The organism is Enterobacter cloacae complex sp. 302F9 (assembly GCF_050030335.1).
GTDB classification, from domain to species: Bacteria; Pseudomonadota; Gammaproteobacteria; order Enterobacterales; family Enterobacteriaceae; genus Enterobacter; species Enterobacter hormaechei_C.
The window spans coordinates 2335081-2359637 of record NZ_JBLGUC010000001.1 but is presented as its reverse complement, the minus strand read 5'-3'; the positions used below and the strand labels follow the sequence as shown (position 1 = coordinate 2359637).

Here is a 24557-nt window from a genome sequence, read left to right as displayed (position 1 = left end):
TCAAAAATTTAACGACAAAACAAAAGCATTCATGCACGAATGAATTATAATAGGATAAAAAAGCCCTCTGCTTCTTATTCTAACTATTAATAGCAATATTGACACCAAAAAAAGAATGGATTGATCTAAAATGTTATAATACTGTCCATGCATCAGACAAAAAGACAATGAAGTCAATATACATGGGATAATATACTTTTTATTAAAAATTGAGTGGAAAACACCGAAGATACAGCCCCTGTATATAATCTCCTCATAATATGGGACTACGAAGGTGGCTATTATAAATGCTATAAAACTAATATGGGAAGGTCCATAATGATATAAATTATCCCTGTAAAGATAAACATTATACTGAACCAGCAAAATGACAAACAACACAACAATAGAAAATTTTATTGAAGTTAAATCTCTACTTGGGCGTAATTTAAAACCATCCAACTTCCTTAAGTAAAAAATATACAAGAAAAATGCAATTGAAAATTCCGCAATAAACAATAAGAAAAATGACACATCGAGAGTAAGATAGCGGAGGGTTATGGATGGCGATAACGTAATTATTATTGAGATAACAGACGCAATAAAAAGAACAATTACGTTTTTCTTACTATAAATGAATGGATAGACATGCCTAAAGATTATCATGTTCAACCTATTATTAATTCATATTTAATATAAGAATCAACAAATATGGCTATGATATCGTAATCATTTTTTGATATCATGCACTTTAACTTCAGTGAACATTTGTAATGATTCCATTCTGCAACACAACAATTTTTATCGGAGTGTACTTTATTTACTTTTAAACCTATTCATCAAGTTAACGCCCCATCGAGTTACTGCTATTAATACAATCAACGCAATAAGAAACCTTGATATAATCCCTGGCCGTGATACTTCGTCAAACTCAAGAACTTCAGCGTATTTCAAAAGGGTAAATGCGATAATGAAAAAAAATAAGTAAATTAGGAAATTTAAAAATTGTTTCATGCTTAACCCGATACTTGTGATTACATTAACTTTATCAAAAATAATAGCTCATCATGACTACTTCGAATAATCATTAAATATCGAAACACCTAGAATAACATTCAGTTATAATGAGCTTTTAAATTATTATCACACACAACTCAAATTACTTACCAACGGCATTGTCCGGGGCCGTTGTAATTATTACTTTTATCTTTACTACCACGATCTGAAAAACTATCTTTTGTGCACTGACCAGCTATAGCTCCACCAATTACCCCAGCGGTCATACCCACTGGCCCCCCAGGAGAGCCGGCGATTAGACCACCGATGATTCCTGCGCCGCATGAGTCAACGCCCTTGTAAATAGAGCCATTGTTTCCTTTTGAATTACCAGGTTTAGAGCTGGTGTTACGACTACCGGCACCTTCATAATTACCGCTTCCATTGCCGCCACTTACTAATGCTATCTCATTAAGGCTTAATGCTCTTATATTCGACATAAATCATCTCCATTTAATTTAGTTTTGCATTTTGTGCTAAAAAAATATCTTACATTACTTAATGTAAAGAAAGTGTATTTATGTAAGCAAATGTAAATAAACTATTGAACTTCGTAAACCGTAGCTCCATTTGGGAGCAGTTCAGCTCCTGCATGGGGCAGGCCTATAACACGAAATCGACCTGGAGGTACGGTAATGTTCAGGCATCTTTTCTGACGTCCAGCGCGCAATCACTTCTGCGTCGTAACAGATTTTACAGCCATGGCGCATCGCTTCGTTACGGACGTGCCAGAGTGTTTCGGCTTCTTCGGGCCTGGCTTTTCTTGGCATTACATACTCCTTTATGGATAAATCTGAATAACAAAAGCACGACCAACTGGAATGTGATATTGATGAAATATCAGAACCCAAACAAATGATAACGCTCAAATATGGAGATCACCGGATGACGATACCCACGCTTACGACAGAACGCTTATTACTTAAACCCCTTGTTGCCGCCGATGCCGTCCAGATCCAGCAACGCTATCCCCGCTGGGAGATTGTCCGCTATATGGTGGCTTCAGTCCCCTGGCCCTACCCGGAAAACGGTGCTGAAAACTACGTCAACAACGTTGCACTGCCCGACATGGACAAAGGGATTGCGTGGTTCTGGACGATTCGCCGTCGCGAAGCGCCTGACGAACTGATGGGGGTGATTTGCCTGTATGACGTGGAGGACAACAACCGGGGCTTCTGGCTTGCGCCGGAATTTCAGGACCAGGGATATATGCGGGAAGCGAGCATTGCGGCAACGGATTATTGGTTTAATACGCTCAATAAACCGGTGTTACGTGCGCCGAAAGCGGCGGCCAACAGCCGCTCCCGACGTATTTCAGACAGCAGCGGTATGCGGCTTATCAGGACGGAGAAGAAAGCCTACGTCAGCGGCCTGCTGGATTCGGAGCTGTGGGAAATCACCCGCGACGAATGGAATGCCCGTCAGGTCAGCTGATAATGCTTATCAGGCATCAGTCTTTCAGGGATATTCTCTTCATCGTTCATCTGCAACAGATCGCGCTCCATCATGTTGCAGATGGCGTCCAGCGGCAGATCGTTATCTTCCGTCCCAAACGGATCTTCCAGCTCTTCCGCCAGCGTATCCAGCGAGATAAAAGTGTAGGAAATCAGCGCAGAGACAAAGGGCGTCATGTAATGCAGATCAACTACCAGCGCAAACGGCAGCATGATGCAGAACAGATACACCGTCCGGTGCAGGATCAGCGTATAGGCAAACGGGACTGGCGTATTGGCGATACGCTCACAGCCAGCCAGCACGATGGACATATCATTCAGGCGGTTGTTGAGGCTGTGAAACAGGATGTCTGAAAGGTGCCCGCTACGCCGCCGTACGGCCAGCCACTCCCCCATGATCAGCAGGATACGGTTCGCTGGCGAGTTGGCGTCCATCACTTTGCGTAAATCGTCTGGAGCCAGATAGCGGGACAGCTGATCGGCATTGGTTTCTCTGCGCAGGGTCATACGCAGACAGTTAGCAAACGCGATTTGCAGGCGGACAAACTCTCCAAGATGTTTATCATCCGGCAAGGTGTTTTTTACCTCGCGAAACAGCGAGCGCGCCGCTATCATCAACTGCCCCCAAAGCAGACGCGCCTCAACGTAGCGCGAATAACAGGCGTTATTGCGAAATCCCAGGAAGATGGCGATAGCCACGCCCAGAATGCTGAACGGCGCGACGGTAAACCGGATACCCAGCGAGGTGTACCACGGCAGCATGACAATCACGGCGATGGAAAGCAGGAAGTTAAGCAGCAGTCGGGTATAAATTTTGGGAAGTACCGAACCATGCCAGACAAAAATCAGTTGCAGCCAGTGCTGTTGAGGACGAACAATCATAATCAGCTTCAGAAAAGTAAAGAGCGCGGCTATTAAACGTGATCCCCCTCACGGTTGCAAGCATGTTAATAGTTCATTGCATTTTCTGACCTGTTAAGCCTCAACCGCACGGTGCTGCATGTGCTTTTTAAAAAAAGAACGTATAGTATGTTGTAACTAAAAGTAGTCTGTAAAAAACCCGGCCAACGCCGGGCATTATGATTAGCAGAGCGGTTTTACCGCATCGCGCATGCCTTTGCTTAAAATTGCATCCAGATCCAGCACAACCTGGTCTACCAGTCCGTTCACCAGAGTGAGATCCTGTTCCCAGTGCTCGCTCACGCTTAACACTGACGATACCAGTTCACGGGTAGTGACCTGTTTGTCGTGATGTTGCGTCCACAACTGCTGGTAACGTTCAAGCCAGTGCGCATCGTCCTGCACCGGATAGCGCTCACCGTTGCGCTCGGCACGGTAAAATGCAATCAGCGCCGCCAGAGCAAAGGTCAGACGTGCTGGCAGTTTGCCGGTCGCCTTCTGCCCTGCCAGCAGTTGCGGCAGAATGCGGGTGCGGTACTTGGTCATCCCGTTCAGGGCAATCGACAGCAGCTGATGCTTAATGTACGGATTACGGAAACGCCCCGTTACGGCACTGGCGAAGGAGTGCAGCTCGTCGCGCGGCAGATCCAGGACCGGAATAATCTCCTCATATATAGCCTTCTCTACGAACGCGCAAATTTCCGCGTCGTTCATGGCTTCCCCTACCGTATCCAGGCCGGCCTGAAAAGCGACCGGAACCAGCGCCGTGTGCGCGCCGTTGAGGATCGCCACCTTACGCTCTTTATACGGCTTGATATCGTCAACAATCAGGACGTTGAGCGGGTATTTATCCAGGCGCAGTTCAGCTGCAAGTGATTTCGGCCCCTGAATAACAAACAGATAGAAATGTTCCGCCGTGTCGAGGAAGCTGTCGTGATAGCCCAGCCCGGCTTCCAGCTCTGCCACCTCATCACGCGGATAGCCGGTAACAATGCGGTCAACCAGCGTCGAACAGAAAGTGTTAGCATCATTCAGCCACGCAATGAATGCCGCCGGCAGCGCCCACTTCTGTGCATAGCGCAGCACCAGTTCACGCAGGGCATCGCCGTTGTAGTCGATGAGTTCGCAAGGAATGATAATCCAGCCTTTATCCGCTGCCCCGTTAAAGTGGGTAAAGCGCTCGAACAGCAGACGCGTCAGTTTGGCCGGATAGCTGACAGCTGGCGCATCGTCAAACTTATCCCCCGCGTGATAGCTGATCCCCGCCTCCGTGGTATTGGAGAAGACAAACCGCATGTCCGGGTTATGGGCGAGCTTCAGAAATTCATCGTACTGGCTGTAGACGCTGATTTCACGATTCACGGAACGAATAAGACGCGCATCGCTTACCGCTTCCCCCTGCTCATTCAGACCGCGAATAATCGTTGTATACAGACCATCCTGGGTGCTCAGGGACGGCGGAAAATCGCTCTGGATCGGCCGCACAATCACCACACCGGCATTGAGATTGGTATGCTCGTTTAAGAGGTCGATTTGCCAGTCAACGAACGCGCGCAGGAAGTTACCTTCGCCAAACTGGATGATACGTTCAGGATAGCGCGCACCGGGGAAATCACGACGGTTGAGTGTGTTCACAATGGAGGTCCTTTATGATTAGTCATACAGCCTGATAAGATTGGTGTGATAACTTATCAAAACTTCAGGACCATAACCCCTGTCTGGATCAACTCAGGATGCGATGGTGAAAAATAATCACAGAAATTTATAGAACACCGAGGTCGCCGTCATGTCCCCGTTCGGCATTAGGGCGTAGCGTGGGATCTCCCCCGCCTTTTGCCAGCCTGCTCTCTGGTAAAACGTCTCCGCGCCGCTGCCGGTTGAGGTATCAAGCACCAGTACCGTAAGCGCTTTTTCACGTGCAACCGCCTCCAGGGCTTCCATCAGCGCCATTGCCGCCCCTTTACGGCGCGCTTTCTCATGAACCAGCAGTTTCGCGACATCTGCACGGTGCGGCTGGTTTTCAGGCTGATTGGTGATCAGCTGGACCGTGCCAACCAGCCCCTGCTCCGCATCAAAACAGCCCAGGACGGTACGCTCGTCGCGCCTGACGCTGTCTGCGACGCCGACCCAGAAGGTTTGGGCTTTCCCGGCAGAAAAAGGCAGCACAAAGCTGACAGAGGCGCCGCCGTTGACACAGTTGACGAGAATATCGTTCAGGGCATCGATGTGGGTGAGGATGTCCTGCCGGGAGAGAGGTTTAATCAGCATGGGAGAGTTCATTGCGCGTCCTTAGGTTGAATCTCTCCACTTTGCTATTAACATTTTTGTAACGCAATAAGTGATGACATAGGATTTCGTTATGTCATTTCTCGCCGTGGTGTTGCCGCTTCATGGCGTACATTTGCGCATCCGCGTGTTTTAGCCATGCCTGCATATCGTTGCGGTGATGATCGAACTCGCTCAGCCCCCAGGAGAACTGTAACGACCAGGGATGTAGCTGACGCGCGTTATACTTTTCCGTTTGTTCCACGAGATACTGCATCGCGATCCAGGCGCCAGGCTCATCGGTATCCGCAAACAGCACCGCGAACTCATCTCCCCCGAAACGTACCAGCAGATCGGCCTCGCGGAACGAGGAACGCATCAGGGCGGCCATCGCTTTCAGAGCTTTGTCCCCCTCCTGATGTCCGAAGCGATCGTTGATGGTTTTGAAATGGTCCAGATCCAGCCAGCCAAGGGTTAAGGGTTCTGCCCGACGCTGCGAAACCGACAGTGCAAACTGCGCAAACTGGTTAAACCCGCGACGGTTAAACAGCCCCGTGAGTTCATCGGTTGTGGCCGCGCTAACGGCCGCAAATTCATCCTCTGCCAGCGCGCTGAGATCGCCCAGTACGGCGGCATCCGCCGCGGTAAACTCACGAGGCGCGTAATCAATGAGACACAACGATCCCACGCACGCCCCGTCACGTAAACGCAGCGGGAAACCGGCGTAAAAGCGCACGCCCGGATCTCCCACCACCTGCGGATTATCCGCAAAGCGTTCGTCCAGCAGCGTGTCACTCACCACCAGCGGCGCGTCACCCAGGATCGTATGACCACAAAACGAGAGATCGCGAGGCTGGGTGGCAGGTACCTGGCCGTCGGCAGACTTCACGATCGCGGCGTGGTCATCCACCAGCGTAATCATCGCCAGCGGCACCCTGAAAAAGCGTGTTGCCAGCCGCGTAAGACGATCAAACGCGGGGTAATTGTCGATCTCAAGCAGACCGGACTCGCGCAGAGCATTCATGCGCTCCGCTTCATTCACGGGAATTTGAGGTGCCTTCATAACGTCTCCTGACGCTGAGCATTAGTAAAAGCGTAGCTTAAACAGAGACATTGTCAGTTCAGGAGGCACGATTTACCTCTATGACCAGCCAATGATGGATTACGTTGACGATATACTGTTGTTGCTGCGCACTCAGCGGCACGCCCTGCGGGATAGCGTGCCACTTAGCCAGACAGCCCCGACAGCAGGTTGCCGTGGCATGCTGGGCGATAAAAACCGGATGGCCGCGCATTGGCGTCTGCTTACCGTCATTCACCGGGTGTGCAGGCGCCAGCCGCGCGGCGACAAAATCGGCGGCATGCTTATCGATAGTCTCCGCGCCCTTATCCCAGCAGTATTGCCGCTCTTTCGTCCCTAAATGAAATCGTGAACGGAACGTGGAGCGAGCCAGGCGCGCGAACAGAGGATCTAACGTGGACATCAGTATACGGACCGTCCAAGGCGTTTGGTCAGCTGTTCCAGCGCCGCCACGCCCGCCAGTGAATTTCCGGTCTCGTCCAGTTCCGGGCTCCAGACGGCAATCGCCATCTCGTGAGGGACAATCGCCACGACCCCACCGCCAACGCCGGATTTAGCCGGCAGCCCCACGCGCCAGGCAAACTCCCCGGCATTCTGATACATCCCGCTGGTTGCCATTAAGGCGTTGATCTGCCGGGCCTGCATCGGGGAGACAACGTCCTCGCCCAGATGCGGGGCATGGCCCTGATGCGCCAGAAACAGAAAAGTCTGCGCCAGTTCGACGCAGTTCATCTTCAGCGCGCAGTAATGAAAATAGTTTTGCAGCACCGTGGCGACGTCATTATGAAAGTTGCCGAAGGACTTCATCAGCCAGGCAATGGCGGCGTTACGTGCAGAGTGTTCAAATTCAGAGCGCGCTACCACCGGATCGTAGGCGATGTCCTGCACGCCGGAAAGCTGCCGCACAATCTGGAGCATCCGCTGGCGCGGCGCGCTCAGCCGGCTTTGCAGCATATCGCACACCACCAGCGCCCCGGCGTTAATAAACGGGTTACGCGGCTTACCCTGTTCGATTTCCAGCTGGAGAAGGGAGTTGAACGGCTGACCGGACGGATCTTTGCCCACCCGCTGCCAGATCTCCTGCTCGTCATACTGGCGCATGGCGGCAACGAGGCTAAGCACTTTTGAGATCGACTGAATCGAAAAGCGCTCAAGCGCGTCTCCCGCCTGAAAACGCTGACCGTCGACAGTACAAATGGCGATACCGAGCTTATTACCGCTGATCGAAGCCAGCGCGGGAATGTAATCGGCAACCTTACCCTGCCCCAGTAACGGACGAACCTGCGCCAGAATCTCGTCCAGCATCTCATTATGGATGACCGCAGCCACACTTTGCTCCTTGCCCTCAGGCTAAAACGGGCTGCGAGTATAACAGAGGCTGATACGTCACGTCAGGCAGGGAGACGAAAACGCGAGACGGCCTGCAACAAAAGATCGGACTGCTGATGCAGGCGCTCAGAGGCATTTGACGCTTCGCTAACCAGCATATCTGTCCGACGCGATACCTGATTCAGCGCCTGAAGCTGACGGGTCATCTGATGAATGCTGTCCCCCTGATTCAGGGTAGCCAGCGAAATATCATTCAGCAGGCTGCTCAGATTCGCCACCAGCCCGGTGACCTGTTGCAAATTCTCTTCCAGACGGTTTACCACCTGAGAACCTTCTTCAATGCCCTGTAGCGAGTGGTTAATCAGCGCCTGGATGGTTTGCGTAGAGTGACTGCTTTTTCTGGCCAACAGTCCCACTTCCCGGGCAACCACCGCAAATCCGCGCCCCTGCTCTCCTGCATGGGCGGCTTCAATGGCAGCATTGAGGGCCAGAATGTTGGTCTGAAACGCCACGCTGTCGATCATCGCGACGATCCCGCGCATCTCTGAGGATCGGTCGACGATCGTCTGCATCGAGCCATTCACCGCTGACATCATTTGCTCCCCACCAGCGGCAGCCTGTCGGGCTTCATCCGCGCGCGAGCGGGCGAGTTTAGCATAACCCGTGTTCCCCTCAACGTGGGTTTCGAGATCGGCGATGTGTGCGGTCACCTCCTCCAGCTCTTTGGCCTGTCGCGTAGACTGCTGATAAAGCTTCTGATTCCCCTGCGCAAGCGATCCGATATTTTCAACCATGGAGGTAGTGGCCTCGCTGACCTGGGTCACCAGTTGCTGGAGCCCGCGCTGCATGGCGGTAATACTGCCGCTGAGCTGGCTGATTTCACGGTTAAAGCGCACAACGTCAGGCGGCGTGCCTGACAAATCCCCTGCCGCAAGCTGGTTAATATGGATAATCAGACGGCGTAGCGGGGATATCACCCACTTCGCCATTCCGAACCAGACGGCAATGGCAATGGTCAGCAGCACCAGTGGCGCAAACAGGAACAGCCGTTGCAGACCTGAGAGTTGTTCCATGAGCGACTGACGCCCCTGTATCGTCTGCTTCTCACTCCGTTGCTGATAGCGTGCGAAATTGTCATTAAAATCGGTCTGAAACGCCTGGGCGGGTACGGCGAAAAAGAGGTCGATGCTGTTGGTTTTCACCAGCCCCTCCGCCTGCTCTCGGATGGCGTCGAAAAACAGCTGATAGCTGTTAACCAACCCCTCGTCTTTCGGCGGATTAAGCGCGAGCCAGGCCTGCCATGCCTGCTGTGACGCCGCCAGGGATTTTTGCGCCTCGTCCATCAGGCTATGCCAGCTTCCTTCCGAGCCGGTCTCCTTGTCCTGCATAAAGTACACGCCGGAGCGGTTGAGCAGATCGCTGGCCGCCAGCAGAGAAATACGGGCCTGATCCAGCCTGCTCTGCTGCTGCCAGGCCAGCTGATTGCGCTGTTCGTTACGCTGGGCTTCATTCAGGGAGGCGGTCAGCAGGAAGGAGGAAGAGAGTTGCAGGGCGGAGAAAAGGCCAATAATACAAAAGATGCCGGTCAGCAGGCCAAACTGACGAGGGATAAAGCGCGGCGCAAGACGACTAAAAATTTGCGTTAGGTTCATAATTTTCTTCTGTAACAATACGTTAGACGCGAGCGAGTCTACGAAACGAAAATGACAGAACCATTACGCAAAAATGACAGGAAACGTGAATTGCCGGGTAGCGGCCTGGCCTTACCCGGCAACAAGACTACACGCGATCCTTCCACACCGTCTGCACATTACAGAACTCATGCAGGCCGAAATGAGAAAGCTCTCGCCCGAAGCCGCTCTTCTTCACCCCGCCAAACGCGACGCGCGCATCGCTGGCGCTGTAGCCGTTGATAAAGATCCCGCCGCACTCCAGCTCGCGCGCAAAGGTTTCAGCCAGCGCATCGTTCTCGGTAAAGACCGTCGCCGATAAGCCAAAATCGCTGTCGTTAGCCAGCTGCAATGCGTGCGCCGCATCGTTCGCAATGGTAATTGCCGCCACCGGACCAAACAGCTCCTGACGAAAGGCCGTCATCTGTGGGGTGACGCCGCCGAGTACGGTTGGGGCATAATAGTTACCGGTCCCAGACATCTTCTCTCCGCCCAGCAGCAGGGTCGCCCCTTCCGCCAGCGTAGCCTGCACCTGCTGATGCAGTTCATCGCGAAGATCAAATCGCGCCATCGGGCCAATATAGTTATCTTCCTCATCCGGTGCGCCCATCTTCAGCGCCTTGACCGCGTCAACAAAGCGTTGGGTAAAGGCGTCCGCCACGCCCGCTTCCACAATAAAGCGTTTTGCCGCCGCACAAACCTGCCCGGTATTCTGATAACGTCCGGCCACCGCCGCGTTGACGGCCAGATCCAGATCGGCATCGTTCAGAACGATAAACGGATCGGAACCGCCCAGCTCCAGCACGCATTTCTTCAGCGCCGCGCCCGCCTGCGCGCCAATTGCCGCACCAGCCCGAACGCTGCCGGTTACGGTCACCGCCGCGATACGACGATCGTTAATCGCCTGGCTGACGCCATCATTCGTCGCGTTCACCCAGCCAAAGACCCCCTCCGGGAAACCGGCATCCGCGAATACCTTCCCGATCAGCTCCGCCGAGCCGAGCACATTAGGCGCATGTTTAAGCAGATAGCTGTTCCCTGCCAGCAGGATCGGCACCGCACCGCGCAGCACCTGCCAGAGCGGGAAGTTCCACGGCATCACCGCCAGAACGGGCCCAAGCGGACGGTACTCAATCACCGCATTTTCGACCTGGGTAGATTCCGGGTGCAGCATCGCCGGGCCGTGTTCAGCGTACCAGTCGCAAAGGCTGGCGGACTTAGCCACCTCCGCACGCGCCTGCATAATGGGCTTGCCCATCTCCCGGGAGATAGTCTGCGCCATCTCTTCCGCACGACTACGCAGCGCCGCACCCAGATCGCGAAGTTTTTGCGCCCGGTGCGCCACGCTTTCGCGTCGCCACTGACGAAAACCGGTATCCGCCTGCGCAATGGCACGCTCAACGTCATGGGACGTTGCCCACGGGTAAGCAGCCAGCGTTTCGCCGGTAGCCGGGTTGACAGAGTGGGCATGGGTAGCAGATGAATAGGTCATGATGTTCTCCACGTAATAACAGTTGATTGATTGTGGCCTACTCTGCTATTTCTTAAAAATGAATAATACTCACCACCTTATTCACAATACGAGAACGGTATGGACTTAACTCAGCTTGAGATGTTTAACGCCGTCGCACTGACCGGCAGCATTACCCAGGCGGCGCAGAAGGTACACCGGGTGCCGTCAAACCTCACCACCCGCATCCGACAGCTAGAAGCGGACCTCGGCGTGGAACTGTTTATTCGCGAGAATCAGCGCCTGCGGCTTTCCCCCGCCGGGCACAATTTTTTGCGCTACAGCAAGCAGATCCTGGCGCTGGTTGACGAAGCGCGAATGGTCGTCGCCGGGGATGAACCGCAGGGATTATTCTCGCTCGGCGCGCTGGAAAGTACCGCCGCCGTACGCATTCCGGAAAGTCTGGCGCGGTTTAACCAGCGCTATCCGCGCATTCAGTTTGCGTTGTCCACCGGACCTTCCGGTACGATGATTGACGGCGTGCTTGAGGGGACGCTCAGCGCCGCCTTTGTCGACGGGCCGCTCTCGCACCCGGAACTGGAAGGGATGCCGGTTTACCGGGAAGAGATGATGCTGGTCACCCCTGCGGGTCACGCGGAAGTGTCAAAAGCTACACAGGTGAGCGGCAGCGACGTGTATGCCTTTCGCGCCAACTGTTCTTACCGGCGTCATCTGGAGAGCTGGTTCCATGCCGACCGCGTCACGCCGGGAAGGATCCATGAGATGGAGTCCTATCACGGGATGCTCGCCTGCGTGATTGCCGGGGCAGGCATTGCGCTGATGCCCCGCTCCATGCTGGAGAGCATGCCGGGGCATCATCAGGTGGCGGCGTGGCCGCTGGCGGAAAACTGGCGCTGGCTCACCACCTGGCTGGTGTGGCGACGCGGGGCGATGACCCGCCAGCTCGAGGCTTTTATCGCGCTGTTCAACGAGCGTCAGCCACCAGCGCCCAGTTGTTAATGTTGAACGTAGTCCTGGAGTCGAAGGAAAATTTTCCCCTTCATATACAACGTGGCCTGCCCGCCAATCAGCACGCGGTCGCCTTTCAGCTCGCAGCGCAGATCCCCGCCGCGCAAGGAGACCTGGCGGGCCGACATCTGCGTTTTTCCGAGCTTTTCGCTCCAGTACGGGATCAGCATGCTGTGAGCTGATCCGGTCACCGGATCCTCCGGTACCCCTTCCCCCGGGCAGAAGAAGCGGCTGACGAAATCATACTCATCCCCCGGCGCCGTAACGCAGACCATTTTCCCGAGCGGGAGCATAGCCGCGATATCCGGCGTCAGCGCTTCCACCTGCCGCTGGCTGTCGAGCACCACCATGTAGTCACGCCCCACACGCACCTCGTTTGCCGCGTTAATGCCCAGCGCGCTGAACAGCACCGCGGGTGGAGTATCGGCAACCTCGGTTGACCACGCCGGGAAATTAAGCGTCAGCCAGTCGCCGCTGCGTTGTACCGTCAGTTCGCCGACAAAGCGCGTGGTGAAGGTGATTTCCGTATGCGGATAATCCAGGTATTCGAAAATAACGTGAGAAGCCGCGAGGGTTGCGTGGCCGCACAGGTTAATTTCATCCTGCGTGGTAAACCAGCGCAGTTCAAACCCGTTATCCGTTCGGACAAAGAACGCCGTCTCTGACTGATTATGCTGCTTCGCCATCTTCAGCAGCGTCTCATCCGGCAGCCACGCTTCCAGCGGACACACCGCCGCCGCATTGCCGCCGAACGCCCTGTCGCTGAAGGCATCTACCAGATAAAAATCAATTTCCTGCATCGTTGGTTCCTCTTAGATTTGTTCAGCGCAGAAATACTGTGCCCTTCAGATACAGTGCCGCCTGCCCGCCCATCCGCACGCGGTCGCCCTTGAGTTCGCAGCGTACGTCGCCACCACGGGCAGAAACCTGGCGGGCAAACATCTGTGTTTTGCCAAGCCGTTCACTCCAGTACGGGATCAGCATGGTGTGCGCGGAGCCGGTGACAGGATCTTCCGGCACGGCCACGCCTGGCGAGAAGAAACGGCTGACAAAGTCGTATTCCCCCTCGTCCCGGGCAGTGACGGCCACTTTATGCTCGCCCGGCGTCATGGTGGAGAAACCCGGATTAAGGGCTTCAACCTGCTCGCGGCTTTCCAGTACCAGCACCCAGGCGCGGCCTTTTCGCGCCTCGACGTAGTGGCTGATACCGAGTGCGGTGAGCATCTCCGGTGGCGGCGTCTGTGCCTGCGTCGGGCAGGCCGGGAAGTCCAGCGTCATCCAGTCACCTTCACGACTGACGGTCAGGCGACCAGAGGCGGTGTCAAAATGAAGGCGTGAGTCCGGATAATCCAATTCGTGAAACAGTACATACGCCGCGGCAAGCGTCGCGTGACCACAGAGATTAACCTCGGTGAGCGTGGTGAACCAGCGCAACTCGATCCCCCCTTTGGTACACACAAAAAACGCGGTTTCTGACTGGTTATGCTGTTGTGCCATTCGCAGTAACGTCTCATCCGGCAGCCACGCGTCGAGCGGGCACACCACCGCCGGGTTGCCGCCAAAGGAGGACGCGCTGAACGCATCTACCAGATAAAAATCAATCTCCTGCATCGTGTTACCGCCTGTTTTTGTTGTGTTGTTCTTTATCTTCGATGAAAACAACCCCGTTCGCTACCGCTGCATGAAGGTAAATTTTGTGATTCACATCACATAACGGTTGAGTTTTCGCCGTTTAAGGCTTTAAGATCGTCTCCTCATCTTTCAGGCAACGAATCCCAGATATCCCTATGACAACACACACGGTTTCCCGCAGAGTCGCGTGGCTACGCGTGGTCACGCTCGCCATCGCCGCGTTTATTTTCAACACCACGGAATTTGTTCCGGTTGGGCTGTTGTCCGACATCGCCGCCAGCTTCCATATGGAAACGGCACAGGTTGGCATTATGTTGACCATCTATGCATGGGTGGTGGCGCTGATGTCGCTGCCGTTTATGCTGCTGACCAGCCAGATGGAACGCCGTAAGCTGCTGATTGGGCTGTTTGTGGTGTTCATTGCCAGCCATGTGCTGTCATTTATGGCATGGAACTTTACCGTACTGGTCATCAGCCGCGTTGGCATCGTGTTTGCCCATGCCGTTTTCTGGTCGATCACCGCGTCCCTCGCCATTCGTCTGGCTCCGGCGGGAAAACGCGCCCAGGCGCTGAGCCTGATTGCCACCGGTACGGCGCTGGCGATGGTGTTAGGCCTGCCGATCGGGCGCATTGTGGGACAATACTTCGGCTGGCGCACCACCTTCTTTGCCATCGGCATGGGGGCGCTGATCACCCTGGTGTGTCTGATCAAACTGCTGCCAAAACTGCCCAGCGAACACTCCGGCTCGCTGAAAAGTCTGCCGCTGCTGATGCGTCGACCGGCGCTGATGAGCATCTATCTGCTGACCGTGATTGTGGTGACCGCCCATTACACGGCCTACAGCTATATTGAGCCGTTTGTTCAGGTTGTGGCGGGCTTTAGCGCTAACTTTGCCACCGTTCTGCTGCTGATCCTGGGCGGCGCGGGGATTATCGGCAGCATCCTGTTCGGGAAGCTGGGCAATAAGCACGCGTCTGCGCTGGTAAGCAGTGCGATTGGTCTGCTGCTGGCATGCCTGCTGTTACTGATGCCTGCGGCAGGCAGCGAGAGTCATCTGGCGATCCTCAGTCTGTTCTGGGGCGTGGCAATCATGATTATTGGTCTGGGAATGCAGGTCAAAGTGCTGGCGCTGGCCCCGGACGCCACGGACGTAGCGATGTCGCTCTTCTCCGGGATTTTTAATCTGGGGATTGGCGCCGGTGCGCTGGTGGGAAATCAGATCAGCCTGCATGTATCGATGTCGGCCATTGGTTATCTCGGGGCGATTCCGGCGCTGATCGCGCTGATCTGGTCGGTGCTTATCTTCCGTAAATGGCCGGTCGCGATGGAAGAACAGTCCAGTCACGGTTGACGTTTGTTATGCCGGGTGGCGGCTTCGCCTTACCCGGCCTACGTTATTACGGACTTGTAGGCCGGGTAAGGCGAAGCCGCCACCCGGCAACGTTCTCAATGATACGTCTTAACAATCTCCAGCACGCCGTTAATAATAAACTGCACGCCCATACAGACCAGCAGGAAACCCATCAGACGGGAGATAGCTTCAATCCCGCCCTTGCCCACCCAGCGCATAATCGCCCCGGAGCTGCGCAATGATCCCCAGACGATAATGGCGATAAGCGCAAAAATGATCGGCGGCGCAACGGTGATAACCCAGTGCGGGAATGTCGACCCATCACGCACCGTTGAGGCGGAACTGATGATCATCGCAATCGTCCCCGGCCCCGCCGTGCTCGGCATGGCTAACGGCACAAACGCGATGTTGGCGCTCGGTTCGCTTTCAAGCTCCTCCGATTTGCTTTTGGCTTCCGGGGATTCGTGCGCTTTATGCGCCGGGAACAGCATCCGGAAACCAATAAAGGCCACAATCAGCCCGCCAGCAATACGCAGACCGGGAATCGAAATACCAAAGGTATTCATCACCAGTTGCCCGGCGTAATAAGCCACCATCATTATGGCAAAGACATAGACAGAGGCCATCATCGACTGCTGATTGCGCTCTGCGCTGTTCATGTTCCCCGCCAGCCCCAGAAAAAGCGCCACCGTCGTTAACGGGTTCGCCAGCGGCAGCAACACCACCAGTCCAAGCCCCACTGCTTTAATCAAATCCAACATAATGCACCGCAGTCCTTATCCTTATTCAACATCGCAATTATAGGGGCAAATCCTCGTCCGGAGCCATCCGACAGCGTAACCATAATTGTCTCGCGTAATTGATAACCCCGGATTATCTGTATGATTTAAAAGCGTACAGAATAAGTTCCTGAAGCGTTTTAGCATTTCGTGGCATCGGCCGATTCATTCAGTTGACTTATACTTGCCTGAGCAATAATATCTGCCGTGACTAAACTACTTGCCAGGGCAACCATTGTGAAAAGCACCAGTGACCTCTTTAACGACATAATCCCACTGGGTCGTCTTATTCATATGGTTAACCAGAAAAAAGATCGCCTGCTCAATGACTATCTGTCACCGCTGGATATCACCGCAACACAGTTCAAAGTGCTGTGTTCCATTCGCTGCGAAGTGTGTATCACGCCGGTTGAGCTGAAAAAGGTGCTCTCTGTCGATCTGGGTGCGTTAACCCGCATGCTGGATCGTCTCGTCTGTAAAGGATGGATAGAACGAAGCCCTAACCCGAATGACAAACGTGGCGTACTGGTGAAACTGACCAGCGATGGCGCGGCCATGTGTGAGCAATGTCATCAATTAGTAGGACAAACACTGCACCAGGAACTGACAAAAAACTTATCGGCAGATGAAGTGGCAACGCTTGAGCTCTTACTCAAGAAAATCCTGCCGTAAACAGAAAAAGAGGTATGACGATGTCCAGACGCAATACTGACGCTATCACCATTCATAGCATTTTGGACTGGATCGAAGATAACCTGGAATCTCCACTCTCTCTTGAGAAAGTGTCTGAGCGTTCAGGTTACTCAAAATGGCACCTGCAACGGATGTTTAAAAAAGAGACCGGCCATTCATTAGGACAATATATTCGCAGCCGCAAGCTGACGGAGATTGCCCAAAAACTGAAAGAAAGCAATGAGCCGATCCTCTATCTGGCGGAACGCTACGGATTTGAATCGCAACAAACCCTGACGCGTACGTTCAAGAACTACTTTGACGTGCCGCCTCATAAGTACCGTATTACCAGTATGCCGGGTGAATCCCGTTATCTGTATCCGCTAAAACATTGCAGTTAATCATCGCCTGTTAAGACGTAACCGAGGAAATCATGAAATTTATCGCCTCCGCCGCCCTCACCTTGCTGGTGCTGGTTTCCGGCCAGAGCTTCGCGGAGCAAACCCCCAATGCGGGGCAGCAAAATAATCGTGACACCATAATTATGCCGTCCACGCAAAACCAGTCGCCCTGGGACTTCAATCACATGGGCGCTGGCAGCGACAAATCCGACGAATTAGGCGTGCCGTATTACAACCACGACCTGTAATTCGTTTTTGCCCCGCTAATGCGGGGCTTTTTTCTGCCTTAACCCCGCACCCGCGTTGCCCGACGCACCCGCAAGCCAAAGACGTTGATATACAGCCCGGCCATAATCAGCCCTGCGCCACACAGTTGCAGCGCGCTGAGCGTTTCATCCAGCAACAGTGCGGCGCTGGCAAGCCCGACCACCGGTACCAGCAGCGATAACGGCGCCACACGCCAGGTTTCATAGCGTCCGAGCAGCGATCCCCAGATACCATAGCCAATGATTGAGGCGACTAACGCCAGGTAGATCAGCGACAAAATGGTCGTCAGGTCGATCTCCACCAGGCTTTTCAACATCGCCTGCGGACCATCCAGAATAAACGACGCGGCCATAAACGGCACGATTGGGATCAATGCGCTCCAGACCACCAGCGATAAGACCGGCGGACGCGTCTCGTGCTGCATTATCAGTTTGTTAAAGATATTGCCGCACGCCCAGCTCAGCCCCGCCGCCAGGGTGAGCATAAAGCCCAGCAGCGCGACATGCTGACCGTTGAGGCTGCCTTCAATCAGCACCAGCACGCCAAAGACCGCAAGGCTAATGCCCGCCAGCTGCTTGCCCTGCAAGCGTTCGCCGAAGACAAATGCGCCGAGAATGATGGTAAAGAACGCCTGCACCTGAAGCACCAGCGAAGCCAGGCCCGCAGGCATACCGAATTTGATGGCGCAAAAAAGAAACGCAAACTGACCAAAGCTGATGGTAAGGCCGTAGCCCAGCAGCAGCTTGAGGGGAATTTTCGGGCGGGCAACGAACAGCAGCGCCGGGAAGGCCACCAGCAGGAAGCGCAGCCCCGCCAGCATCAGTGGAGGCATGTTGTGCAACCCCATTTTGATGACCACAAAATTGAGTCCCCACACCACGACAACCAGCAACGCTAACAGCCCGTCTTTCCGCGTCATTTTCCGCCCCTGAATTATTAAAATTTTGTAAACACTTCAAGGTAACAGAAAAAATAGCCCCGCGAGAAGATCATTAATTCTGGTACTGGAGAGAAGCACCTGTGGATAAATTGGGTGCTATACAAGCTGCCGATCCCATGATAATCCTGTAATAACACAACAAAAAAAGCATAAGCATTTGTCGGGCAGGAAAATGAAACCATCAATCAGGCGCTCAACCGCAGCGCTGCTGGCATCGTCATTGTTATTAACAATTGGCCGCGGGGCAACGCTGCCCTTTATGACCATATATCTCACACGCGTGTACGATATGAGCGTGGAGAATATTGGCTATGCCCTTACCGTGGCGTTGACCATCGGCGTGGTGTTTAGCCTGGGGTTTGGCATCCTGGCGGATAAGTTCGACAAAAAACGCTATATGCTGATCGCCATCGTGGCCTTTATCGCCGGGTTTGTGGCGATTCCGCTGGTGAATAACGTGACGCTGGTGGTGCTGTTCTTTGCCCTGATTAACTGCGCCTATTCCGTCTTCTCAACGGTGCTGAAAGCATGGTTTGCCGACGTGCTGACCTCCAGCGAAAAGGCGCGCGTTTTCTCACTCAACTACAGTTTCCTGAACATTGGCTGGACGATCGGGCCGCCGATCGGCACCCTGCTGGTGATGTACAGCCTGCAACTGCCGTTCTGGCTGGCCGCCTTCTGCGCCGCACTGCCGCTCGGGTTTATCCATTTCTTTGTGCAGAAAAGCATAGCCTCAGACAGCCCTGAGGAGAAAATGCCGTGGCAGCCCTCGGTGCTGCTGAAAGACCGGGCGCTGTTCTGGTACACGCTCTCCGGCCTGCTGGCGTCGTATGTGGGTGGATCGTTCGCCACCTGCATTTCCCAGTATGTCCTCGCCGCACATGCGGACAGTGATTTCGCAGAAAAGGTGGTGGCCGTTGTGCTGCCCGTCAACGCGGCGGTGGTCGTCACCCTGCAATACGCGCTTGGACGTAAGATCACCGCCAGCAATATCCGTCCGCTAATGACCGCCGCGACGCTTTTTTTCATCCTCGGGCTGGGCGGGTTTATGCTTTCCGGCGAGAACCTGATTTACTGGGGGATCGCGGCGGCGATTTTCACCCTGGGTGAAATTATTTATGCACCGGGTGAATACATGCTGATCGACAATATCGCCCCGCCGGGCATGAAGGCGAGCTATTTCTCCGCCCAGGCGCTGGGCTGGCTCGGCGCGGCGGCGAACCCGATGATCACCGGGCTCATCCTGACCCATCTGCCGCACTGGTCATTATTTATCATTATGATGGCCGCCATCATTGCGGCCTGGCTGATGATATTGCGCGGGATGCGCGTGAAAAGTGAAGATAGCGTGTCGGGTGGCGCTGCGCTTACCCGACCGACAAAACCCTAATCGTAAGCCGGGTAAGGCGAAGCCGTCACCCGGCAAAACCAACACCCTAGTGGTGCAACATCTCCTCCACCACCTGCTCTTTGTACATCTCATTCGGGTAGTAGGTCGGCCAGTTATCCATCTCTTTCAGCAGCGCCTCGTGGGAGGTGTTGCCCATAAAGATATGGAAGTGTGAAGAGGCTTTCGGCCCGATGATATGGTCGCTGAACTGCACAAACTTAGGCGCCTGGCTCGCGTTATCCTTGCATTCAAACAGGTAGCGCACGCCTTTTTTCCCCGACGCATAGGTCAGAATTTTGTAGCCGCTGTAGTCGTAGCGGCAACTGCTCACCGTTTTGCCTCGGTGGAATTCCATCACGTTGTTTTCAATGCCGATGGCGTCCACGTCCGTCGCGTACCCCTTGCGGTAGTAGGCCTTCACCTCGGCAGCGGATTTTTCTCCCTTCTGCGCTTTCTTTTCGAAAACCGGATCCAGCGAACCATCAAGCAGGAACGGATAAACGGACTGCCAGGTCCCGTCCCAGTCAGACAGCTTCCTGTCCCTGACGTCTTTATCCTCAAAGACGCCGTTTGCCGCCTTCTGTTCCGCCTCTGTCATCTGATGACCGTGCGAATGGGCAAAAAGCGAGCCGCTTACCAGCAGCGTTCCCAGAGTCAGCGCAATTTTTGCAAGTTGTGCAGCCACAGCAAAATCCTCATTCCGTTTTATAAGAATGAGGATGTTATATTATAACATTTCAGATCGCAACCAGCCCGCGAACGCCCTCCTGCTCCATGTTCTCCCCGCGCCCCTGCTGGACGATGCTGCCGCGCGACATCACCAGATAGCTGTCGGCCAGCTCTGCCGCAAAATCATAAAACTGCTCCACCAGCAGGATGGCCATATCCCCCCGGTTCGCCAGGCTGCGGATCACCTGCCCAATCTCTTTAATCACCGACGGCTGAATACCTTCCGTGGGTTCATCCAGAATCAGTAACCGTGGACGGCTCGCCAGCGCGCGACCTATCGCCAGCTGCTGCTGCTGACCACCGGAAAGATCGCCTCCGCGTCGGTGCTTCATCTCCTTCAGCACCGGGAAAAGCTGCCAAATCTCCTCCGGTACGCTCCTTGCGTTTCCCGCGGAGAAGCGTGACAGCCCCATCAGCAGGTTTTCTTCTACGGTCAGACGCGGAAAAATCTCCCGCCCCTGCGGAACATAGGCCACGCCGGACTGCACCCGCTGGTGCGGTTTACTGTGAGTGATGCTCTTTCCCTGCCAGACCACCTCCCCGCCTTTCACCGGGATCAGCCCCATCAGGCACCTCAGCAGCGTGGTTTTGCCCACCCCGTTGCGCCCCAGCAGGCAGGTAACTTCCCCGACGACCGCCTCAAAGCTCACCCCGCGCAGAATATGACTTCCGCCGTAGTACTGATTCAGTTCGCTAACCTGTAACATCACCTCTCCTTAACGTCCCAGATAGACGTCAATTACCTGTTCATTGGCCTGTACCTCGCGAAGCGAACCTTCCGCCAGTACCCGCCCCTGATGCAGCACCGTGACGTTGTCGGCGATGGTCTCGACGAAACCCATATCGTGCTCAACCACCATCAGCGAATGCTTGCCTGCCAGGGTTCGGAATAGCTCGGCAGTGTATTCCGTCTCTGCGTCGGTCATACCGGCAGCGGGTTCGTCCAGCAGTAACAGATGCGGGTCCTGCACCAGCAGCATGCCGATCTCCAGAAACTGCTTCTGTCCGTGGGAAAGCAGCCCGGCACGGCGATCGCGCTCGCTGCCAAGCCGCAGCAAAACCAGCATCTCATCAATGCGGTCGCGCTGCTCGCCGCTGAGCGTGGCCCGCAGGCTCGCCCAGACGGACCTGTCGGCTTTCATGGCGATTTCGAGGTTTTCCCCTACGGTCAGCGCTTCAAACACGGTCGGCTTCTGGAACTTACGGCCAATGCCCTGACGGGCGATGGCCGCCGGTTCCAGGGCAGTCAGATCGATGGACTGATCGTAAATAGCTTTCCCGCTTTTTGGCCGGGTTTTGCCGGTAATCACGTCCATCAGCGTGGTTTTACCGGCGCCATTAGGGCCAATGATGCAGCGCAATTCTCCGACGCCGATGTTCAGCGAGAGATCGGTCAACGCCTGAAAACCGTCGAAACTGACGTTAATGGCCTCGAGCTGCAACACCGGATCGGTCTGCTCGCGGTAACGGTCGCCCGGTAGCTGGCGGGTAAAGAGTCCTTCAGAGGGCTGCATTAATTCTCTCCCTTACGAAACAGACCGAACACGCCGCGCGGTAAAAACAGCGTCACGGCGATGAAAATCAGCCCCAGAAACAGCTGCCAGTACTCCGGCATCGCCACGGTGAAAAAGCTCTTCGCACCGTTGACCAGCGCCGCGCCAATCACCGGGCCCACCAAAGTGCCGCGTCCACCCAGCGCTACCCAGATGGCCGCTTCAATCGAGTTGGTCGGCGACATTTCACCCGGGTTGATAATGCCCACCTGCGGAACGTACAGCGCCCCCGCCAGGCCACACAGCACGGCGGAAAGCGTCCAGACCAGCAGCTTGAAACCGCGCGGATCGTAGCCGCAGAACGTGAGACGGTTTTCCGCATCGCGCACCGCCGTTAAAATGCGGCCAAATTTACTCTTCGCCAGCGCGTAGCCTGTGCCCAGGGCCAGAAGCAGCAGCACGACCGTTGCGAGAAACAGCGCGATCCGCGTGGTGGTCGCCGTGACGGAAAACCCGAGCAGCGTGGTAAAGCCGGTAAAGCCGTTATTGCCGCCAAAGCCGGTTTCGTTGCGAAAGAACAGCAGCATGCCCGCGTAGGTCAGCGCCTGGGTCATGATGGAGAAATAGACCCCTTTGATCTTCGAGCGAAAAGCAAACCAGCCGAAGACCAGCGCCAGCAGGCCGGGGATCGTCACAATTAACACCAGAGCCCAGGCAAAATGCTGCGTTCCCCACCAGAACCAGGGCAGCTCGCTCCACGAGAGAAACGACATAAACGCGGGCAGCCCGTCCCCGGCCGCCTGGCGCATCAGGTACATGCCCATCGCATAGCCGCCCAGGGCGAAGAATATGCCGTGCCCCAGTGAGAGCATACCGGCATAGCCCCAGACCAGATCGAGGGCCACGGCGACAACTGCGTAGCAGAGGATCTTGCCGATGAGCGTCAACATCCACGTAGAAACGGCCAGCGGATGCGTTGCGGGCAACAGCGCGAGAAAAGGCAGCACCAGCAGCGCCGCAACCAGCAGACTGCCGAAGATTTGCGTGGAGCGCGGTGCCCTGCGCGCCAGTGTTAAGGTCAATGGCTGGCTCATCAGTCTGTCACCCTCCCTTTAAGTGCGAATAACCCCTGCGGACGTTTCTGAATAAACAGAATGATCGCCACCAGAATCAGGATTTTGCCCAGCACGGCGCCCATCTGCGGTTCAAGAATTTTATTGAAGATCCCCAGACCAAAGGCCGCCGCGACGCTACCGGCCAGCTGGCCGACGCCGCCGAGCACCACCACCAGAAACGAATCAATGATGTATCCCTGGCCCAGCTCCGGTCCCACGTTCCCCAGTTGGGACAATGCCACGCCGCCCAGCCCGGCAATGCCGGACCCGAGGCCAAACGCCAGCATATCTACCCGTCCGGTGGGGACGCCGCAGCAGGCCGCCATGCTGCGGTTTTGCGTCACCGCCCGCACGTTCAGCCCCAGACGCGTTTTATTCAGAATGAGCCAGGTGAAGAACAGCACCATCAGCACAAACCCGAGCACCACAATGCGGTTCCACGGCAGCGTCAGGTTGGCGAAAACCTGCACCCCGCCGGACAGCCAGGCCGGGTTTGCGACCTCAAGGTTCTGGGCGCCAAAGGTCATGCGCACCAGCTGGATAAGCATCAGGCTGATCCCCCAGGTGGCGAGCAGGGTTTCCAGCGGGCGGCCATACAGATGGCGGATCACCGTGCGCTCCAGCACCATCCCGATACTTGCCGTCAGGCAAAACGCCACCGGCAGCGCCACCACCGGATAAAGCGCCAGCCACTGAGGCATCCACTGTGCCATCACCTGCTGCACCATCCAGGTGGCATACGCCCCGAGCATCAGCATTTCGCCGTGGGCCATGTTAATCACCCCCAGCAGACCATAGGTGATAGCCAGCCCGAGCGCGGCCAGCAAGAGTACCGACCCCAACGACAGGCCCATGAAGGCCTGCCCCAGCAGTTCGCCCCACATCAGCCGGTGCTGAATACGGTCCAGGCTCTCAGCGGCGGCGGCACGTACCCGTGCGTCCGGCTCGGTTTGCGCCCGGGTGAACGGCGTCAGCGTGGCCTGAACGTCCGGATCGTCAGACTGTCCCAACAGTTCAACCGCGTTGAAGCGTGTTTCCGCCTGCGGACTCGCCAGCTGAAGATTTGCCAGCGCCAGCCTCAGCGACTGTCGGGTGACGTCATCCGTTTCGCGGTTAGCCCGCTGTTTCAGAAACCCGAGCATATCCGGCTGGGCGTCACGCTGAAGTTGCCGCGCGGCATGACGCCTTTCGGTGACACTGTCACTAACAAGCTGATGCGTCGCCAGCGCCGTGACGGTTAACACGCGCAGCCGGTTGGTCAGCCGCACGGCTTTGGTCGTTCCTTCGGCGCTCTTTGCCGCGCCCAGGGCGACCATTTCGCCGTCGATGCGGGTAAAAGCCTTCTTCTGGCTGTCGGTGTAGAGGTTCTCCTGTTGCAGCGCCTTAAGCAGCGGCAAACGTGCAGGTTCCGGCGTGGCTGCCCAGTGGGTCAGCATGGCGGTTTGCTGGCTGCGGCTAGCGGCAACGAAATCATCGGCATCCGATGCCTGCACCATCCCTGGCAGCAGTCCGGTAAGCCACACAATCGCAATAATTATGCGCATGGCGTTCATGACGTCTCTCCCTGGTGGTGG

General features: G+C 55.2%; 26 protein-coding genes. 7 read left to right on the top strand and 19 right to left on the bottom strand.

Going from position 1 to position 24557, the window contains the following annotated elements; all coding sequences use genetic code 11:
• Entirely contained in the window at nucleotides 1-645 is a 645-nt protein-coding gene (locus ACQG0T_RS11480; protein WP_023300106.1) for a CPBP family intramembrane glutamic endopeptidase, read from the bottom strand.
• A gap of 497 nt (nucleotides 646-1142) precedes the next feature.
• Nucleotides 1143-1475, bottom strand: coding sequence for a hypothetical protein (locus ACQG0T_RS11475; RefSeq protein WP_071524110.1), 333 nt, complete (start codon nucleotides 1473-1475; stop codon nucleotides 1143-1145).
• A 445-nt stretch (nucleotides 1476-1920) separates the two neighbouring features.
• Here ACQG0T_RS11475 and ACQG0T_RS11470 point away from each other — a divergent pair, with 445 nt between their 5' ends.
• Nucleotides 1921-2469, top strand: a complete 549-nt coding sequence (locus tag ACQG0T_RS11470; RefSeq protein WP_023296620.1) for a GNAT family N-acetyltransferase — start codon at nucleotides 1921-1923, stop codon at nucleotides 2467-2469.
• Here ACQG0T_RS11470 and ACQG0T_RS11465 read toward each other — a convergent pair.
• The 8 genes from ACQG0T_RS11465 to sad form a co-directional block, all read right to left on the bottom strand.
• Nucleotides 2457-3371: a bestrophin family protein gene (locus ACQG0T_RS11465; protein ID WP_003857155.1), complete on the bottom strand. Its 915-nt coding sequence runs from the start codon at nucleotides 3369-3371 to the stop codon at nucleotides 2457-2459. The genes ACQG0T_RS11470 and ACQG0T_RS11465 overlap by 13 nt on opposite strands.
• Before the next feature lie 201 nt (nucleotides 3372-3572).
• Complete coding sequence (locus ACQG0T_RS11460) at nucleotides 3573-5024, bottom strand: tagaturonate reductase (protein WP_045334859.1); 1452 nt, start codon at nucleotides 5022-5024, stop codon at nucleotides 3573-3575.
• A 117-nt stretch (nucleotides 5025-5141) separates the two neighbouring features.
• Nucleotides 5142-5669, bottom strand: a complete 528-nt coding sequence (locus ACQG0T_RS11455; RefSeq protein ID WP_064489375.1) for a GNAT family N-acetyltransferase — start codon at nucleotides 5667-5669, stop codon at nucleotides 5142-5144.
• A gap of 82 nt (nucleotides 5670-5751) precedes the next feature.
• The gene (locus ACQG0T_RS11450) at nucleotides 5752-6717 is read right to left on the bottom strand and encodes a sensor domain-containing diguanylate cyclase (protein ID WP_045339788.1); all 966 of its coding nucleotides are present in this window, start codon (nucleotides 6715-6717) and stop codon (nucleotides 5752-5754) included.
• A 58-nt stretch (nucleotides 6718-6775) separates the two neighbouring features.
• A complete protein-coding gene (locus ACQG0T_RS11445; RefSeq protein WP_003857163.1) occupies nucleotides 6776-7138 on the bottom strand; it encodes a DUF4186 domain-containing protein in 363 nt (120 codons plus the stop codon).
• Complete coding sequence (gene glsB / locus ACQG0T_RS11440; protein WP_003857165.1) at nucleotides 7138-8064, bottom strand: glutaminase B; 927 nt, start codon at nucleotides 8062-8064, stop codon at nucleotides 7138-7140. Before glsB ends, ACQG0T_RS11445 begins: the two co-directional genes overlap by 1 nt.
• A gap of 62 nt (nucleotides 8065-8126) precedes the next feature.
• Nucleotides 8127-9716 (bottom strand): methyl-accepting chemotaxis protein, encoded by a 1590-nt coding sequence (locus ACQG0T_RS11435; RefSeq protein WP_047719560.1) that lies wholly within the window; start codon nucleotides 9714-9716, stop codon nucleotides 8127-8129.
• 127 nt (nucleotides 9717-9843) lie between these two features.
• Entirely contained in the window at nucleotides 9844-11226 is a 1383-nt protein-coding gene (gene sad / locus ACQG0T_RS11430; protein WP_032669892.1) for a succinate-semialdehyde dehydrogenase, read from the bottom strand.
• Nucleotides 11227-11325: 99 nt separating this feature from the next.
• Here sad and ptrR point away from each other — a divergent pair, with 99 nt between their 5' ends.
• Complete coding sequence (gene ptrR / locus ACQG0T_RS11425; protein ID WP_045345220.1) at nucleotides 11326-12204, top strand: putrescine utilization regulator PtrR; 879 nt, start codon at nucleotides 11326-11328, stop codon at nucleotides 12202-12204.
• Here ptrR and ACQG0T_RS11420 read toward each other — a convergent pair.
• A complete protein-coding gene (locus ACQG0T_RS11420) occupies nucleotides 12201-13013 on the bottom strand; it encodes a PhzF family phenazine biosynthesis protein (protein WP_045345221.1) in 813 nt (270 codons plus the stop codon). The two genes, ptrR and ACQG0T_RS11420, sit on opposite strands and share 4 nt — an antisense overlap.
• A gap of 22 nt (nucleotides 13014-13035) precedes the next feature.
• A complete protein-coding gene (locus ACQG0T_RS11415; protein WP_063863979.1) occupies nucleotides 13036-13824 on the bottom strand; it encodes a PhzF family phenazine biosynthesis protein in 789 nt (262 codons plus the stop codon).
• A 176-nt stretch (nucleotides 13825-14000) separates the two neighbouring features.
• On the opposite strand from ACQG0T_RS11415, the gene ACQG0T_RS11410 reads away from it, so the two are divergent.
• On the top strand, nucleotides 14001-15197 hold the full coding sequence (locus ACQG0T_RS11410; RefSeq protein WP_426723793.1) for a sugar transporter: 1197 nt from the start codon (nucleotides 14001-14003) through the stop codon (nucleotides 15195-15197).
• 95 nt (nucleotides 15198-15292) lie between these two features.
• On the opposite strand, the gene ACQG0T_RS11405 is transcribed toward ACQG0T_RS11410, so the two are convergent.
• Complete coding sequence (locus ACQG0T_RS11405) at nucleotides 15293-15958, bottom strand: MarC family NAAT transporter (RefSeq protein ID WP_003857180.1); 666 nt, start codon at nucleotides 15956-15958, stop codon at nucleotides 15293-15295.
• A 255-nt stretch (nucleotides 15959-16213) separates the two neighbouring features.
• Here ACQG0T_RS11405 and marR point away from each other — a divergent pair, with 255 nt between their 5' ends.
• The 3 genes from marR to marB are packed head-to-tail and all read left to right on the top strand — an operon-like array spanning nucleotide 16214 to nucleotide 17297.
• Nucleotides 16214-16648, top strand: a complete 435-nt coding sequence (gene marR / locus ACQG0T_RS11400; protein WP_017383983.1) for a multiple antibiotic resistance transcriptional regulator MarR — start codon at nucleotides 16214-16216, stop codon at nucleotides 16646-16648.
• 20 nt (nucleotides 16649-16668) lie between these two features.
• The gene (marA, locus tag ACQG0T_RS11395) at nucleotides 16669-17049 is read left to right on the top strand and encodes an MDR efflux pump AcrAB transcriptional activator MarA (protein WP_001303241.1); all 381 of its coding nucleotides are present in this window, start codon (nucleotides 16669-16671) and stop codon (nucleotides 17047-17049) included.
• Nucleotides 17050-17081: 32 nt separating this feature from the next.
• Entirely contained in the window at nucleotides 17082-17297 is a 216-nt protein-coding gene (marB, locus tag ACQG0T_RS11390) for a multiple antibiotic resistance protein MarB (protein ID WP_252051035.1), read from the top strand.
• Nucleotides 17298-17335: 38 nt separating this feature from the next.
• Here the strand turns inward: marB and eamA are convergent, their stop codons facing one another.
• Complete coding sequence (gene eamA / locus ACQG0T_RS11385; protein ID WP_017693436.1) at nucleotides 17336-18235, bottom strand: O-acetylserine/cysteine exporter; 900 nt, start codon at nucleotides 18233-18235, stop codon at nucleotides 17336-17338.
• 193 nt (nucleotides 18236-18428) lie between these two features.
• On the opposite strand from eamA, the gene ydeE reads away from it, so the two are divergent.
• A complete protein-coding gene (gene ydeE / locus ACQG0T_RS11380; protein WP_017383985.1) occupies nucleotides 18429-19646 on the top strand; it encodes an efflux MFS transporter YdeE in 1218 nt (405 codons plus the stop codon).
• A 46-nt stretch (nucleotides 19647-19692) separates the two neighbouring features.
• Here the strand turns inward: ydeE and zinT are convergent, their stop codons facing one another.
• The 5 genes from zinT to urtB are packed head-to-tail and all read right to left on the bottom strand — an operon-like array spanning nucleotide 19693 to nucleotide 24536.
• Nucleotides 19693-20331, bottom strand: coding sequence for a metal-binding protein ZinT (gene zinT / locus ACQG0T_RS11375; RefSeq protein ID WP_017693437.1), 639 nt, complete (start codon nucleotides 20329-20331; stop codon nucleotides 19693-19695).
• 52 nt (nucleotides 20332-20383) lie between these two features.
• Nucleotides 20384-21082 carry an urea ABC transporter ATP-binding subunit UrtE gene (gene urtE / locus ACQG0T_RS11370; protein ID WP_032103021.1) on the bottom strand — a complete coding sequence of 233 codons (699 nt, stop codon included), beginning with the start codon at nucleotides 21080-21082 and terminating at the stop codon, nucleotides 20384-20386.
• A 9-nt stretch (nucleotides 21083-21091) separates the two neighbouring features.
• On the bottom strand, nucleotides 21092-21889 hold the full coding sequence (gene urtD, locus ACQG0T_RS11365) for an urea ABC transporter ATP-binding protein UrtD (RefSeq protein WP_032653548.1): 798 nt from the start codon (nucleotides 21887-21889) through the stop codon (nucleotides 21092-21094).
• Nucleotides 21889-22962, bottom strand: a complete 1074-nt coding sequence (gene urtC / locus ACQG0T_RS11360; protein WP_015570542.1) for an urea ABC transporter permease subunit UrtC — start codon at nucleotides 22960-22962, stop codon at nucleotides 21889-21891. The genes urtD and urtC overlap by 1 nt, the downstream gene beginning before the upstream one ends.
• On the bottom strand, nucleotides 22962-24536 hold the full coding sequence (urtB, locus tag ACQG0T_RS11355) for an urea ABC transporter permease subunit UrtB (protein WP_252051034.1): 1575 nt from the start codon (nucleotides 24534-24536) through the stop codon (nucleotides 22962-22964). The genes urtC and urtB overlap by 1 nt, the downstream gene beginning before the upstream one ends.
• Between the last annotated feature and the right edge of the window lie 21 nt (nucleotides 24537-24557).

What these genes read in the sequence shown, in the direction of transcription:
- urtD (WP_032653548.1), bottom strand. Translation starts at nt 21,889, where the DNA reads ATGCAGCCCTCTGAAGGACTCTTTACCCGCCAGCTACCGGGCGACCGT.
- ptrR (WP_045345220.1), top strand. Translation starts at nt 11,326, where the DNA reads ATGGACTTAACTCAGCTTGAGATGTTTAACGCCGTCGCACTGACCGGC.
- ACQG0T_RS11480 (WP_023300106.1), bottom strand. Translation starts at nt 645, where the DNA reads ATGATAATCTTTAGGCATGTCTATCCATTCATTTATAGTAAGAAAAAC.
- ACQG0T_RS11455 (WP_064489375.1), bottom strand. Translation starts at nt 5,669, where the DNA reads ATGAACTCTCCCATGCTGATTAAACCTCTCTCCCGGCAGGACATCCTC.
- eamA (WP_017693436.1), bottom strand. Translation starts at nt 18,235, where the DNA reads ATGACGCGGAAAGACGGGCTGTTAGCGTTGCTGGTTGTCGTGGTGTGG.
- urtE (WP_032103021.1), bottom strand. Translation starts at nt 21,082, where the DNA reads ATGTTACAGGTTAGCGAACTGAATCAGTACTACGGCGGAAGTCATATT.
- ydeE (WP_017383985.1), top strand. Translation starts at nt 18,429, where the DNA reads ATGAAACCATCAATCAGGCGCTCAACCGCAGCGCTGCTGGCATCGTCA.
- ACQG0T_RS11465 (WP_003857155.1), bottom strand. Translation starts at nt 3,371, where the DNA reads ATGATTGTTCGTCCTCAACAGCACTGGCTGCAACTGATTTTTGTCTGG.
- ACQG0T_RS11415 (WP_063863979.1), bottom strand. Translation starts at nt 13,824, where the DNA reads ATGCAGGAGATTGATTTTTATCTGGTAGATGCGTTCAGCGCGTCCTCC.
- ACQG0T_RS11445 (WP_003857163.1), bottom strand. Translation starts at nt 7,138, where the DNA reads ATGTCCACGTTAGATCCTCTGTTCGCGCGCCTGGCTCGCTCCACGTTC.
- marA (WP_001303241.1), top strand. Translation starts at nt 16,669, where the DNA reads ATGTCCAGACGCAATACTGACGCTATCACCATTCATAGCATTTTGGAC.
- ACQG0T_RS11470 (WP_023296620.1), top strand. Translation starts at nt 1,921, where the DNA reads ATGACGATACCCACGCTTACGACAGAACGCTTATTACTTAAACCCCTT.
- ACQG0T_RS11450 (WP_045339788.1), bottom strand. Translation starts at nt 6,717, where the DNA reads ATGAAGGCACCTCAAATTCCCGTGAATGAAGCGGAGCGCATGAATGCT.
- ACQG0T_RS11410 (WP_426723793.1), top strand. Translation starts at nt 14,001, where the DNA reads ATGACAACACACACGGTTTCCCGCAGAGTCGCGTGGCTACGCGTGGTC.
- ACQG0T_RS11435 (WP_047719560.1), bottom strand. Translation starts at nt 9,716, where the DNA reads ATGAACCTAACGCAAATTTTTAGTCGTCTTGCGCCGCGCTTTATCCCT.
- sad (WP_032669892.1), bottom strand. Translation starts at nt 11,226, where the DNA reads ATGACCTATTCATCTGCTACCCATGCCCACTCTGTCAACCCGGCTACC.
- urtB (WP_252051034.1), bottom strand. Translation starts at nt 24,536, where the DNA reads ATGAACGCCATGCGCATAATTATTGCGATTGTGTGGCTTACCGGACTG.
- ACQG0T_RS11405 (WP_003857180.1), bottom strand. Translation starts at nt 15,958, where the DNA reads ATGTTGGATTTGATTAAAGCAGTGGGGCTTGGACTGGTGGTGTTGCTG.
- marB (WP_252051035.1), top strand. Translation starts at nt 17,082, where the DNA reads ATGAAATTTATCGCCTCCGCCGCCCTCACCTTGCTGGTGCTGGTTTCC.
- ACQG0T_RS11475 (WP_071524110.1), bottom strand. Translation starts at nt 1,475, where the DNA reads ATGTCGAATATAAGAGCATTAAGCCTTAATGAGATAGCATTAGTAAGT.
- urtC (WP_015570542.1), bottom strand. Translation starts at nt 22,962, where the DNA reads ATGAGCCAGCCATTGACCTTAACACTGGCGCGCAGGGCACCGCGCTCC.
- ACQG0T_RS11420 (WP_045345221.1), bottom strand. Translation starts at nt 13,013, where the DNA reads ATGCAGGAAATTGATTTTTATCTGGTAGATGCCTTCAGCGACAGGGCG.